The organism is Paenibacillus ottowii (genome assembly GCF_006874425.1).
Lineage (GTDB): Bacteria > Bacillota > Bacilli > Paenibacillales > Paenibacillaceae > Paenibacillus > Paenibacillus ottowii.
In genome coordinates, this window is record NZ_VIJZ01000008.1 from 235,885 (window position 1) to 248,942 (window position 13,058).

The following is a 13,058-nucleotide window of genomic DNA, read 5'->3' on the forward strand; positions in this document are numbered from 1 at the left end:
CAAACAAGCTGACGCAGTCACTGCTTTATAGAACAGTACATCAACCGCCATAAATGCTATAAGCAAAGTGATATACAATATCTGTGGCTGTAAGCGAAGTACCTGACACCTGGGCAGCTACACCTGAAAGATCATAGTAATGTGTAAAACTTATGGGTCCCGACAAGTATTCCGCAATACTTCCCGTAGAATGCGGCAAGGAAAGGGTCACACTAAAGGCTCCATTTTGATCCGTATAACCAGTGCCTGTACGAGTTCGATTCCCGCTGCTTTCAGTCCAGTTCTGGTTCAACCATGTCACATTAACTGGCGCATTTACTACGGGGTAATTATCCGTTGTAGTAACGACACCCTTTACAGTCAGGTTGGTGTTTCCATTAACCCGATAATGACGACCGTAAGAGTAGGATGGATAATCATTCGGACCGTTTTTTGAGTCGTAACCGTTAATTACAATTTTACCAGCACGAAGTACTGGTTTAAGTGTCAGTGCATATAAGTGATCAGCTGAAAACTGATTTGTCGTGTACACTCGCACATAGTAGGTTCCCGTATTCAAGGTAACATTATGATTGGTTTGAGGCAGAAGCACCATTTGGTTGCCACTAAGAGCCCCGTAAACTTCCGCTTTGTAACCGTAGCTTTCTGAAGTGCTGTCCAGTTTGACATTCAAACCATCATAATTGCGATTCGCAGGAATTGTGATTTGATACCAATCGTTGTCAATTCCTGAATGAATAGAGCGTGAATTAAGGGTAGCTCCCCCTGTACTAAATGTAAAGTTGTAGGCATGAAAAGCACTCTCATCCGGTTCATAAGCATCATATTGAGAGCTTACATCCACAGTTAAATAGAAAGGGTCATTTATGCTTGATCCCTTTTTGGAATGGACTGCAATTGCGTAAGCCTTTTCAAATCCAGCGGCATTACGTATTCCTACGTTTTCAGGAAGGGACGCAGACCCATGTTCATACTTGTTAAAATAGGTTCCGTAGGTGGAGGCATCAATAGCATTGGGGTTGATATCCCCTGTCGTCATATCAAATTCGTACAAGTATAAGTCATAGTCAAGCTGTTCTGAAAATGGACCATCCAACTGTGCCTGCAACAATTCACCTGGCTTCACATAAATCGGATATAAAAACTGTGTACCTCCCTCCTGTGTAATCGTACCGGAGTACGTAGCAGAGGAAGCTGTAACTACCGTTGGACTTGCTTTCAGGGAAGAAATGGCCTCCTTTTTCAAAGAGAATGTCTCTGGTGCTTTGAAATTGATATTTTCCTGCATGTTATAAACTGAGGATGTAATACCTTCAGGCTTGTCCACCCGGGTTAGATGCTCAATAATATTTTCTTCATTCGTTGTTAGCTGAAAACTGGAATCAGCTTCAACAGCTTGTTTTTCCTTGTCAATCTCTGTGCCTTGACTCGCGTTTGCAGTCATCCCAAAAGCAAACAGTAGCATCAAGCTTAGCATAACTGAAATAGCCTTTCTGAACCTCTTCATACTGAAATCCCCTCTCAAATGGTTTAAGGAATTCCCGCTATCCCCGGATAAACCAGGGCGATTTCTAGGCTGTATGGCTCTATCATAAATCATCTTTGATTCTATTGGAATATATTATGCAAAAGATTTTCTATTTGTAATCTGTGAAAATAAGACCATTTTCTTATCCTTGGTAAATAAACACGGCTGAATACTGACTTGTGCTTTCCTAGCTTCACATTTAATGTATCATTATTACGGCTAGCGGGTACTGTGACTTGATATCAGGCCCTTCTTGGCATGAACTACAAGTACGTTAGCCTTTTCAGCTCCGGTCGAGCTGCGAGCTCGTTCACTGTCACCTCGAAAGATAACAGGTTCATTGAGTTTACTTTAACTGGAACCATGTTTTAAACCTTTTCATACTGAATCTCCTCTCAAATTTATTAGAAGAAATTCATCATTTCTTAAATATGTACTGGAAAATCTAAGATGCCTAGCTTTACCATAAAGTAATACTGGTTAATATAGAAAATATTATTCTAAGGTTTTATTTTGGTATCCCTTGTATCCAGTTGGTGCTTTGACCTGCGGGTTCCCTCAAACTATCATGAACATAGGCTACGTGTCGATCGCTCGTAAGTATGGTCAAATAATCTCCCGCCAGTAAGAGCATCTCTCCATCAGGAATTTTTTCATCCGATCCACGCTTAACAGAAACAATGAGACAGTGAACAGGCCACTGAAAATCCTTGATCTGTGTACCGTCCAAACGAGATCCCTGAAGAATAGGTAGTTCAAATATAACTTTGCTTGATGATTGCTCCGCTTCATCCCTTTCCTTTCTTTGATACAAAAAGCGCTCCAGCAGAACTTCATACACCGGATGAGAGCGGAACAACTCGGCCGTCATGTAGGCAACGAGGCAGACAACACCTGTAGATAGTAGATTAGCGAAGTTGCCTGTCATTTCGGTAATCAATATGATTCCAGTAATAGGAGCCTTCAAGCTCGCTGTAAGGTAGCCTGCCATCGCCAAAATCAAAAAACTACTTTCGCTAAGTGCAGACATCCCCCATAATCCATTTATGAACTTGCTATACATCACACCAATTAAGGCTCCAATCACGAGCATAGGTAAAAAGATTCCACCAGGAGCAGAAGAACCGTAACTGAGCATCGTGAATAAAAACTTAAATATTAAGATAACAAGAAGAAATTTCAACGAAAAAGAATCTGCTATCAAATCGTTCACCAGGCTATTTCCGCCCCCAAGCAGTAATGGCAAGGTTAGTCCCAGCACTCCAGCCATTACAAAAGGGAGAATGGGTCTATGAGAAGCAGGCAGCCAGGTCATTTTTTGATAGAAGTCTTGAAAGGCATATATAAACTTATTAAACACAACTCCCATAATACCCACAATAATACCTAAAACAAGCAAATGAATGTACTGATTCAGTGGAACAGGTCCGACATTCATAAAGTGAAAAATGGGGCCCATTCCAAAAAATTCTTTGGATACAAAATCAGCCACCAGTGATGAAGCGAGTGACGCAATCAGGATAAGAGGCGAGAAATTCAAATGTATTTCTTCCAACGCAAAAATGACCCCTGCAATGGGTGCATTAAAGGCCGCTGCCAGTCCAGCGCTTGCTCCGCAGGTGATCAGAATATTTTCTTCTGTTTTCGATTTACTCATCAAACGACTAAACCCCTGGGCAGTTAGAGCCCCGATTTGAATAGAAGGACCTTCTCTACCTAAGGACAAACCGGAACCAATACTAATAGCACCTCCCACAAATTTAGCCGTAACAGCCTTCCACCAATTCATATGGAGCTTGTTTTGTAAAACCGCCTTTACTTGGGGAATCCCACTACCAGAAATAGCAGGCTGTTTTTTGACGAGCATTCCCGTTACCCATCCGGATATCACTAATATCACGAACCATAACGGAATAATCCATATATGGCGCAATTGATAGTGATAAAATCCAAGAACACAATCCAGAACTTCTTCCAACACAAATCGGAACAACACAACCACGCTACCAGATAACAAGCCAACCATTACGCCGCCTATCAAGAGTCGGAATTTAAAATTAAACCAGATCGCCAGTGTTTTATGTGTATCATTTCTATCCATTCACAAAACCTACTTCACTTCAATTTTAGGAATGGCTAATATGATAATTCATTGTCACCTATCTCTGCAATAAATTATATCACAGTCTGAATATTTGCCAGCACTTCCTATAGTGTTCATAGATCGAGCATATCCTCGTCCATACGCCCCATCCGTACAGTATTTTCTCCGTGCTCTTTTCATCTTTTGGCTTCAATGGACATAAAGTAGATGCTATCGTATAGGTCAACTTTGGGGGTGAAAATAGATCCTATAGCAATTAAATACGAAATAACAGTTGAAGCAGTAAAGACGGAAACACCCGAAGTACGAGCTGTCCACGAAACCTACATCAAGGCAGTTAGCACTCAAAAGGAAGCACTCATTACGATGGTTGATGCGTTGGAAAAAGGGGATCTGAACTTAATTAATGAGGGTAACACCAAGCTAAGCGAGGGTAAAAAGCTATTCAGAGATTTTGGTGAACAGGTTAACACACTTGCCAAAGAGCACGACGTGAAGATCAATAAGAAATAAATTTTTAAAGCTCCCATTTGGGGAGCTTTTTGTATATCCTAGGAATACTCGAAACAAATTACCGCTTTCTTTAATTCTCTATCGTAAAATAAATAGACGGCATCCGCTCCAAACGCTTGAAAATAATACCCGGTGAAAGAACCGATATATGTAAATGTCTCACCATTGGCACGTTTAGGCACATGAAGCAAGTTAGTTTGCTCGAACTTGAGCATCTCTTCCACGGATTCGTCATATTCCTTGATGTAGTTTTGGGCCTCATCAGACTGAAATGCGATATCATCCAGAATACCGTTGACTTCGGGAAAGCTTAGCCCCCAACCGCTGGATTGCTTTTCCTCAAAATCGTGGGTGAGCTCTTCTACAGACTTTTTGGCCTCTCCAAAGGAGGAATAAGGATAGATTTTATTATTTTCTAAGAAAAATGCTTTGCGAGCTTCGTAGTCTTGTTCATTAGCTATGTAGACCTGTTCCAGTCCGCCCAACGCCATGACTTCTCTCTTCATGCGTAGGTACGCTTTATCTCCGGTAGATTTCAGCGCCTCATAGGTGTCTTCCAATCGCTCTTTCTGATGAAGACTAAAATAATTCCAGTCTGCTTCGAATTTGTATTTGCCGTCAATTACATCGAATCCCAGCATATCTTCCTTGGTATATAAGGTATGAAATTGCTGAGTATTTTCACCCACACAGCCTTCGTGGATTTCTTTTACGGAAACAAAATGAAGCCACTCGTCCTGCTCTGGAAATAAAAATTGGAGATTAATCGAGCAGATTGGCAGAAAGTGCTTGCGGTGATGTTCAAGATCGCTGGCAAATACGTCCTCGTATGCTGGAAAATGTTTGATAAATCTCTCAGGTATGTTCATGGTACTCCCCCTATATTGTATGGTTTTCCGGCAGTCTTCTGATCTGAAATGTTCCTTCATTGGAAATCACGCTATAGAGTTCATCAAATCCTTCTTCGTAACTTGGGACCTCTAGTTTACTCATTACACTTTTAATACCAATTTCAGGAATATACTCTTTGCCTGTGCGCTGCTCATTACGCTTAATAGATTCAGCATAATCGGGTTCAAAGTAGTAGCCAATGATTTTAAACCCCTTATTTTTACAAGCATCTATATATTTTTTTCGTTCTTCAACTGTTGGATTGGTATTGTCCACTACAAAACGCTGCATCGTTTCGATGGAGGCCTGAAGGTATATATTTTCCCTATTTCGTGTTTTCAGCATATCCAGATTTATTCGCATATGTGTTTTGAAGAATCGTTCTTTATAAAAAGTCGACTTGCCCGAAGCCTGAATTCCTATAAAAATGACACACTCCAAACCTCACACATCCTTGTCCAAGTATACATACTGGTTAATATAATCTCTATTTTGTGAAAAGATTGGCGTCTCATGATCAACATCCCACTTACTTCTGATAGCTTCTCCTTTGTTATACTGTTGTTTGGTAATACAGATTCCCCGCTTTTGCCAGACGGGAAGGTCGTTCCAGTTCAGTCCTTTTTCCACAAAAAGCTTGTCTTGGAGCTGACTTCCGTTCAATCCTTGTAGTTCTGAATGCTTGAAATGAGCTTGAGCTACCATAGAAATGCTGTTTTTAGTAGCATCTTGTTGTCTCCATAGAAAGTAGTTGGCAACCTCATCATGGGGTAAAACCCATGCTCTTGCATCAAAAGTAGCTAGAGGTTGATCCGGATAAACTTTCCGGATTTCTTCATTAAATTTGGCAGTAGCCAGAGAGGCAGATATAGACACCATCTTTTGAAGATTATTTTCAAACCAAGATTGTGTCGTTAATTTGTCGTAATTCGTAAGAAGTAGGGAAATTTCATCACTCTGATGGTACACCAATTTACAGCCCATAATATTATAGGCCAAATATTTGCACGTCTCCCACAATGCAAAGATTAGCTTCTCATCAAAAGGTTTCGTCATCCCACGTGTAAAGGTATGAAAATGAGCACCATCGATTCTTATAATTACGGGTAAACGGCGGGGCAGACTTAATCTATAAGCATTTTCATATTCCTTCATTCTATTTCCAAAATCATCTTTTTTCATAAACTATGTAACTCCTTCACTTTTCATAGCATCTATTTCCCGAGTGTTAGGATGTAAACTCCAGATTTCCTTTTATTTCACAGTAATATTGTCCTCAAATACAAAAACAGAGATGGCTATATCTTCTTCCACTTTAATATCTGAAAAGAGATGCAGTAAGCGGGAATCCATATAATCCTCCAGTTCTTTATTGAACTGTACAGGATAGATTTTTTGTACCATTTTGGTTCGAGCTGCATGCACCATCTCTCTTCCTGCATCCTCTTGCGCAAGAAACTTCTCCGATGGAGTTAAATTGCCGTATAGCATTGTGATGGCCATATTATCTACAAAGGTTGTATGTATGCGTTCCGGGCCTTTTCCAAATAGCTCTTTACGTACTTTGCGAATAATTTCGTTAAAACCCGTTTCCTTTCTCATATCGCACCGCTCTCCTAAATCTACTAAAATCCTTACTATTTCCATCATAACCGATTCCTATCATATAAAACAGTGATGAAGCGAAAGTGATTCTTGGAACATACTTGCCATAGGACTTCATAGAAAAGAAAATACAGCCCGCCCAATCGGACAGACTGCGTATATTACTAAATACAAACAGATTAATCCTTCACCAATCGATTCGATAGCATCAACATCATAAAAGAGAATAATATGATAACGGCCACCCAGCTCCAGGAGAGTGTCATATTTCCGACCTCGGACGCGGTGTAAATCGCTGTAGGCAGAGTTTGAGTTTGCTCCGGAATATTGCCCGCAAGCATCAGCGTAGCACCAAATTCCCCTAACCCTCGGGCAAATCCGAGAATGTACCCTGAAATAAGCGGTCGGTAAGCAAGGGGCATCGTAATATGACGAAACACTTGCCATTCGTTGGCACCTTGCGCGCGTGCAGCCTGCTCTATCTCGGGATCTACAGCTTCAAAGCCTGCCTTGATCGTCCGGTAAGCCAGTGGAAAAGCAACAACTACGGCCGCCACCACGGCGGCTCCCCACGTAAATACAATCGTCTGCTGGAACAGGCTTTCAAATGCAGTGCCAATCCAGCTTTTCCTTCCCAGCAAGATGAGTAAAATAAAGCCGACAACAGTGGGTGGCAAAACGAGCGGAAGAAGTAGGATGGTCTCAATCACGCTGATTCCTCTTCGCAGCTTGCAGTTCGCCATCATTCGGGCTACCACAGTAGCTAGTAAAAAGACAATGATGCTGGCAACAACAGCGACTTTAACAGATACGATAACCGGAGGAAGAAAAGCCGACCAATCCAACGGAATCCCCCTCCTTTATCTGTGAATTCTATTTCTTTTCTGTTGGAGCAGAAAATCCATCTTTACTGAATACGCTCATGGCTTCATCTGTACGCAGAAAATCGACAAACTCGCCTGCTTCCTTGCTGTGTTTGGTTGCTTTTACAATACCTTCCGGATACAGGATAGGTGCATGCAATTCCTCAGGTACTTCTAGTGCTACGACTGTTTTATCGGATGATTTGGCATCCGTCAAATAAACGAGTCCAGCATCGGCATTGCCTGTTTCAACATAGTTTAATACTTGTCTTACGTCTTTGGCGAACACCATCTTCGGTTCCAGCTTGTCCCATAATCCTGCCTTTGTCAGCGACTCTTTGGAATATTGTCCGGCAGGAACGGTAGTAGGCTCCCCAACCGCAAGCTTCATAAAAGAAGGACTTGTCAGATCATTGAGTGTCATGCTCTTATTATCTGTACTCTTCGCCTTATCTTGTGGAACAACCACAACCAGTTTATTTTGGAGCAGTACGCTATCTTTTTCTACCAAAGAAGCATCGGTTAAAGCCTTCATTTGTTTCATACCTGCCGATATAAATACGTCAGCGGGTGCACCCTGCTCAATTTGTTTTTGTAAAGTACCGGATGAAGCATAGTTAAAGGTAAGCTTGATATCTGGATGCTGCTGTTCATACTGTGCCTTGAGCGTATTCAGACTATCTTGAAGACTCGCAGCGGCAGATACGATCAACTCTGTTTTGGGCGCAGATGCTGTCGACTGTACAGCAGCTTGAGACGAGCATCCAGCCAGCACCCATGCCAACAATCCAACGAATGTGAATATGTACCCGAATCTCTTTTTCAACTTTTTCTTCCCCTATCCTCTAAATTCCGTAATGAGGTGACAGTGTGCATCTCATTAAGTTCTAAATCTATTGGGTCAACCCAAATATTTGTGATAAATAGACCTCGCCTCGGCAATATCCTTGGTGCCATGGATCAAAACACGTCCATCCTGAAAAAGAACCAACCGATGCGCTCCAATGACAACGGACACTAGATATGGATTATGCTCCACTTTGCCTCCCTGACGGGATAGCAGACGGGCCGCTTCGTTCAGATTGCGTGCAGCGCCCATGACCGGTCGGATCTGAACCGTATCACGTCCGCACAGTACAGCCGTTTTAGCCTGGTGCTCTGATTGTAAAAATGGATATACTGGATGCTCCCCACACGTCGGGCAATCCGCTTTTTTCATAGCGCTGATTTGAATCGCCTGATGTTGATTATTCCATAGATCAAAGGAAATTAGCTTGCCTTGTAAGGCTGGATTGTCTCCAGTCAACAGCTTTAATGCTTCGGCGCTCTGGTAAGCCGCTACCATCTGTACAGCCGGGCTGATCACCCCGACCGTATCACAGGTCGCACCGCCGAGCGGTACAGTTCCCAGCAGACAATGCAGACAGGGTGTCTGTCCTGGAACAATCGTAAAGGTTGTTCCGTAACTGCCTACACACGCTCCGTAAATCCAAGGGATTTGGTGCTTGACGGCGTAATCGTTCAACAGCAGACGTGTATCGAAATTATCTGTGGCATCTACAATAAGGTCCACCCCTGCCGCAATATCGCCGATTTCCTCCAGCGATACATCTTGGACGAGCGCACGGATGTCCACGTCCGAGTTGATATGCTGCAATCGCCTCTGGGCGGCCACTGCCTTGGGTATCTGTTCACGGGCATTCGCTTCGTCATAGAGCTGCTGGCGTTGCAGGTTGCTCCAATCTACATAATCCCGGTCTACCAACGTCAGCCGTCCGATACCCGCCCGCACCAGCATGTCCGCGTTGGCCGTCCCCAGTGCTCCAGCACCTACCATTAACACATGCTTGCTGCGGATATTTTTTTGTCCTGCTGGCCCGATTTTTCCAAATAGCTCTTGCCTTGAGTATCGGGCGTGTGAGGCCTGCGTGTGTGCTTCTGCATCCGCATCCGTTTTTGGGTCCTTTTTCATTTCAGACATGTCAGACATGTAATTTACGCCCCCATACTTCTTATCCTTTAATTGCTGCAAGCTGATCAGACAAGATAAAAGTCCAGATGTCCCCACCTAACTCGAAAGTTATGGGGTGTTATGAGGATTCCATCCACCTAGCTGGTGTCCCTTCCACTCTGAGCCATCCTCCCACACTTCCTTTTTCCAAATCGGCACGATTTGCTTCAAGCGTTCAATGGCATGGCGACTGGCCTCGTAGCAAGCATCACGGTGCGCAGCAGAAACAGCAATCACGACACTGGTCTCTCCAATCCTTACCGTACCAAGCCGGTGTGTAATAGCAGTGCGCGTTGACGGCCAGCAATCAGCAATTTCGTCGCCAATCTGCTTCATCGTGTTCATCGCCATTGGCACATACGCTTCATATTCAAGCAGCACCGTTCGCTGACCTTGTGTAAATTCCCGGGTCGTACCATTAAAGGTCAGTGATGCCCCATGCGAGGGGTCGTGTACCTTGGAGGTTACCTCATCGGCATCAATCGGGTCGTAGGTAATAGCGTATAAGCCGCATTTTGAAACGACCGTCTTCATTCCGGGTGCTGACTGATGAAGAGCAATTTCATCTGATGGAAGCACAAGTTCATCAGGAGAAGCTAGCTTATTATGATGGGTAAAAAAAGAACCAGGCAGTTGTGAAGTTATCTCCGGGTACAGCTCATTCAGCCTTGTTCGAATGTCTGCAATGGTCACCGTTTCCTGTGAAAGCTCCACGGTGAGCACGTCACTAAATTGCTCCGCCATACCTGCGGGTAATTGAATATGGTATTGCATCATGTCCCTGACCCCCTTTAATACACGCTATCTATCGATTCACCTATCCTGTTACTGGAGCTTATCCTCCTGAAACTGGAGGAATAATCGCAATTTCATCATGTATACTAACCAGATCCTCAGGAGCAGCGTAGGCTTGATTTCTGGCAACAAAAGCCCCCTGCAACTGAGCGGCTGCTTCAGGAAAATACTGGGACAGCAAGTCTTTTAATGCGTTGACAGTCATCGTTTCCTGATCAGCAGGCACCGTAATCATAGGACTTCCCATCAGTTCTGCAAGTCCGGCAAATACTTGAATATGATAGTTCATTAAGTAGGTTCCCCCCTTTCAGGCACAAGGACTTACCATCGCATATACACCAAGAAAAACCAACATGAACTAATACCTCGAAAGGTTTTATTCCATGCTGGTTAACGATGATGGTCTACATTGATCATTTTTTATATTATATTTTAGATTCAACCAGTTCATCAATCCGCTCCGTGTGCGTATATACGTTCAGAGAACGACTTCGTATAAAGCCGATGGTAGTAATCCCCAGATCCTCTGCCAATTCAAGTGCAAGCTCTGTAGGAGCTGACTTGGACAAAACAACCTCGCAACCAATCTTTGCAACCTTCAACAAAATTTCAGACGAGATGCGCCCACTGAATACGATAATTTTATCTTGTAATATAATATCATGCTTTAAGCAGTACCCATAGATTTTATCCAGCGCATTGTGTCGACCGATATCCATTCTGGACAAGATTATTCCGTCTTTGTCACACAGCGCTGCATTGTGAACGCCACCGGTCTCCTGAAACGTATGTGCCGAGGTTTGCATCAAATTCATCAGCCGGAAACAGTCGCCAAAAGACACCGTAACATGGGTATCATTCATTCTTTTTGCCACTTTGGCATCATTTATAAAGTAAAATCCCTGTCTACTTTTTCCGCAACAGGAGGTAATATACCGCTTGGAATGAAAGTTTTGATAAAACTCATTCATCCGACGGGTTTTAATATGAACATAACCTTCTTTTTCCTGAACCCAAATATCTTCGATATCATCATACTGTTGAATGACGCCTTCAGAGGCCAAAAAACCTACTACCATATCCTCTACATACTCTGGTGTACAAACCATGGTGGCAAATTCCTGCTGATTGATTTTAATGGTTACCGGATACTCCGTCACCACTGTGTCTTCAAAACGCTTGATCTGACCGTCCCGATAACGTAGAATCTCGCGTTTTACCTCAGCCGGCTTTTCCATGTGCTCAACTCCCTTGTTTCTGACAGGCTGGCTCTTTGGTTCACCCGCCAATATGTGACATTTCAATTTTGGACGATGCTTGCTTTGTATGAGTTAACCGTTCCTCTGAATAGCGGTCGGTACGTCCTCTCCAAACATGCTCAATGTAAGACCTAATCTCATCATCGGTCTGCTCGGAACGCAGCATCGTGCGAAGCTTGTACCCTTTAGACGCAAACAGGCAAGTGTACAAGGAGCCCTCCGCAGAAATTCTCGCCCGTGTACATGTAGAGCAGAAAGCGTCCGTAACGGATGAAATAATACCGATTTCCCCGTCTCTGTCTAGATATCTATAGCGCGTCGCTACCTCACCTTTGTACTGGGGTGAAACAGGTTCTAACAGCATGTGCTTGTGGATGGTTTCGATGATTTGCTGCTTGGACACAACCTGATCCAATTTCCAGCCATTGGTGTTCCCTACATCCATAAACTCAACAAAACGCAAAATATGCTTTTTCTTTTGAAAATAGTCGGCCATGGGCACGATATCCTGATCGTTAAAGCCCTTTTGCACGACCATATTTATTTTCACCTGCATGCCTACTTGAGCAGCAGCCTCAATACCTTCCAGCACCGCCTTTACGCTGCTTCTCCCCCCGTTCATTCGGCGGAATCGATCATCATTAAGTGAATCCAGACTAACCGTTACTCTTTTCAGCCCCGCCTCTCGCAGTGACGCTGCATACTTAGGCAAAAATACACCGTTCGTCGTCATGGCAATATCTTCAACCCCATCGAGTTGAGTTAACGAATGAATGAGCGAGGACAAATCTTTTCTCAGTAACGGCTCACCCCCAGTAATACGCAGCTTTGTAACACCCAGCGAGACAAAGATACGAGAGAGGCGGGTAATTTCCGCAAAGGTCAATATTTTTTCTTTTGGCAAAAACGGATAGTCATGGCCAAATATTTCTTCAGGCATACAATATCTGCACCGAAAATTACATCGGTCTATGACGGATATTCTCAAGTCCCGTAACGGACGATTCCATTGATCGTCGCTGCGGTTCGCCATCCCGTTCACCTCAATCCGTCTTCATTAATAAACCTCTTCAAACTCTAGACTGAACCAAAAAACCGGCATCACAACAACTTCTTCGCTTATGAATACCGAAGAATCTGCTAAATGCCGGTTAATTTATCTACATCAGGATTTTACGAATCCTCACATCATGTGATATAGAAAAATCAAACTAACAAGCGCTGCGCCAAATAAAATATACGCGATTCCCACGCACACTCCATTCACGAATGCTCTACATTCCTATTGTTAGCAATCCTGGAACGTTTGTCAATGATTTTTCGCTTTCTCAATCGATAATCATTAGCAATTAAAAATTTTAATAAAGCACCGTTGAACTATCTTAAATTTTACGCTATAGTTACACCAGATGACATGCAGAAAATGACATATCTGATTTATTGATATACAGACAGTGCGTACTGTTTGGTATTAATACATATTTCTATG

At 43.1% G+C, this 13,058-nt stretch carries 14 protein-coding genes; 1 reads left to right on the plus strand and 13 read right to left on the minus strand.

Annotation, left to right across the window (positions count from 1 at the left end; all coding sequences use genetic code 11):
• Positions 1-40 precede the first annotated feature (40 nt).
• The gene (locus FKV70_RS19235) at positions 41-1,507 is read right to left on the minus strand and encodes an Ig-like domain-containing protein (protein WP_142613879.1); all 1,467 of its coding nucleotides are present in this window, start codon (positions 1,505-1,507) and stop codon (positions 41-43) included.
• A gap of 529 nt (positions 1,508-2,036) precedes the next feature.
• Positions 2,037-3,629 carry a ClC family H(+)/Cl(-) exchange transporter gene (locus FKV70_RS19240; RefSeq protein ID WP_142613880.1) on the minus strand — a complete coding sequence of 531 codons (1,593 nt, stop codon included), beginning with the start codon at positions 3,627-3,629 and terminating at the stop codon, positions 2,037-2,039.
• A gap of 210 nt (positions 3,630-3,839) precedes the next feature.
• On the opposite strand from FKV70_RS19240, the gene FKV70_RS19245 reads away from it, so the two are divergent.
• Positions 3,840-4,145 (plus strand): hypothetical protein, encoded by a 306-nt coding sequence (locus FKV70_RS19245; RefSeq protein ID WP_244310786.1) that lies wholly within the window; start codon positions 3,840-3,842, stop codon positions 4,143-4,145.
• 38 nt (positions 4,146-4,183) lie between these two features.
• Here the strand turns inward: FKV70_RS19245 and FKV70_RS19250 are convergent, their stop codons facing one another.
• The 11 genes from FKV70_RS19250 to moaA form a co-directional block, all read right to left on the minus strand.
• A complete protein-coding gene (locus tag FKV70_RS19250; RefSeq protein WP_142613881.1) occupies positions 4,184-5,014 on the minus strand; it encodes a siderophore biosynthesis protein in 831 nt (276 codons plus the stop codon).
• Positions 5,015-5,024: 10 nt separating this feature from the next.
• Positions 5,025-5,477 carry an AAA family ATPase gene (locus tag FKV70_RS19255; protein ID WP_063210020.1) on the minus strand — a complete coding sequence of 151 codons (453 nt, stop codon included), beginning with the start codon at positions 5,475-5,477 and terminating at the stop codon, positions 5,025-5,027.
• A gap of 3 nt (positions 5,478-5,480) precedes the next feature.
• Positions 5,481-6,218: a tRNA(His) guanylyltransferase Thg1 family protein gene (locus tag FKV70_RS19260; RefSeq protein WP_142613882.1), complete on the minus strand. Its 738-nt coding sequence runs from the start codon at positions 6,216-6,218 to the stop codon at positions 5,481-5,483.
• Between the two features lie 72 nt (positions 6,219-6,290).
• Positions 6,291-6,638 (minus strand): Na-translocating system protein MpsC family protein, encoded by a 348-nt coding sequence (locus FKV70_RS19265; protein WP_063210018.1) that lies wholly within the window; start codon positions 6,636-6,638, stop codon positions 6,291-6,293.
• 182 nt (positions 6,639-6,820) lie between these two features.
• Complete coding sequence (modB, locus tag FKV70_RS19270) at positions 6,821-7,486, minus strand: molybdate ABC transporter permease subunit (RefSeq protein ID WP_142613883.1); 666 nt, start codon at positions 7,484-7,486, stop codon at positions 6,821-6,823.
• A gap of 28 nt (positions 7,487-7,514) precedes the next feature.
• Entirely contained in the window at positions 7,515-8,330 is an 816-nt protein-coding gene (gene modA, locus FKV70_RS19275) for a molybdate ABC transporter substrate-binding protein (RefSeq protein WP_142613884.1), read from the minus strand.
• A gap of 75 nt (positions 8,331-8,405) precedes the next feature.
• The gene (locus FKV70_RS19280) at positions 8,406-9,485 is read right to left on the minus strand and encodes a thiazole biosynthesis adenylyltransferase ThiF (RefSeq protein WP_280115095.1); all 1,080 of its coding nucleotides are present in this window, start codon (positions 9,483-9,485) and stop codon (positions 8,406-8,408) included.
• Between the two features lie 99 nt (positions 9,486-9,584).
• Entirely contained in the window at positions 9,585-10,289 is a 705-nt protein-coding gene (locus tag FKV70_RS19285) for a molybdenum cofactor biosynthesis protein MoaE (protein ID WP_142613927.1), read from the minus strand.
• Between the two features lie 61 nt (positions 10,290-10,350).
• Complete coding sequence (locus FKV70_RS19290) at positions 10,351-10,599, minus strand: MoaD/ThiS family protein (protein WP_063210014.1); 249 nt, start codon at positions 10,597-10,599, stop codon at positions 10,351-10,353.
• A gap of 136 nt (positions 10,600-10,735) precedes the next feature.
• Entirely contained in the window at positions 10,736-11,548 is an 813-nt protein-coding gene (gene fdhD, locus FKV70_RS19295) for a formate dehydrogenase accessory sulfurtransferase FdhD (RefSeq protein WP_142613885.1), read from the minus strand.
• A gap of 40 nt (positions 11,549-11,588) precedes the next feature.
• Positions 11,589-12,602 (minus strand): GTP 3',8-cyclase MoaA, encoded by a 1,014-nt coding sequence (moaA, locus tag FKV70_RS19300; protein WP_142613886.1) that lies wholly within the window; start codon positions 12,600-12,602, stop codon positions 11,589-11,591.
• Positions 12,603-13,058 lie beyond the last annotated feature (456 nt).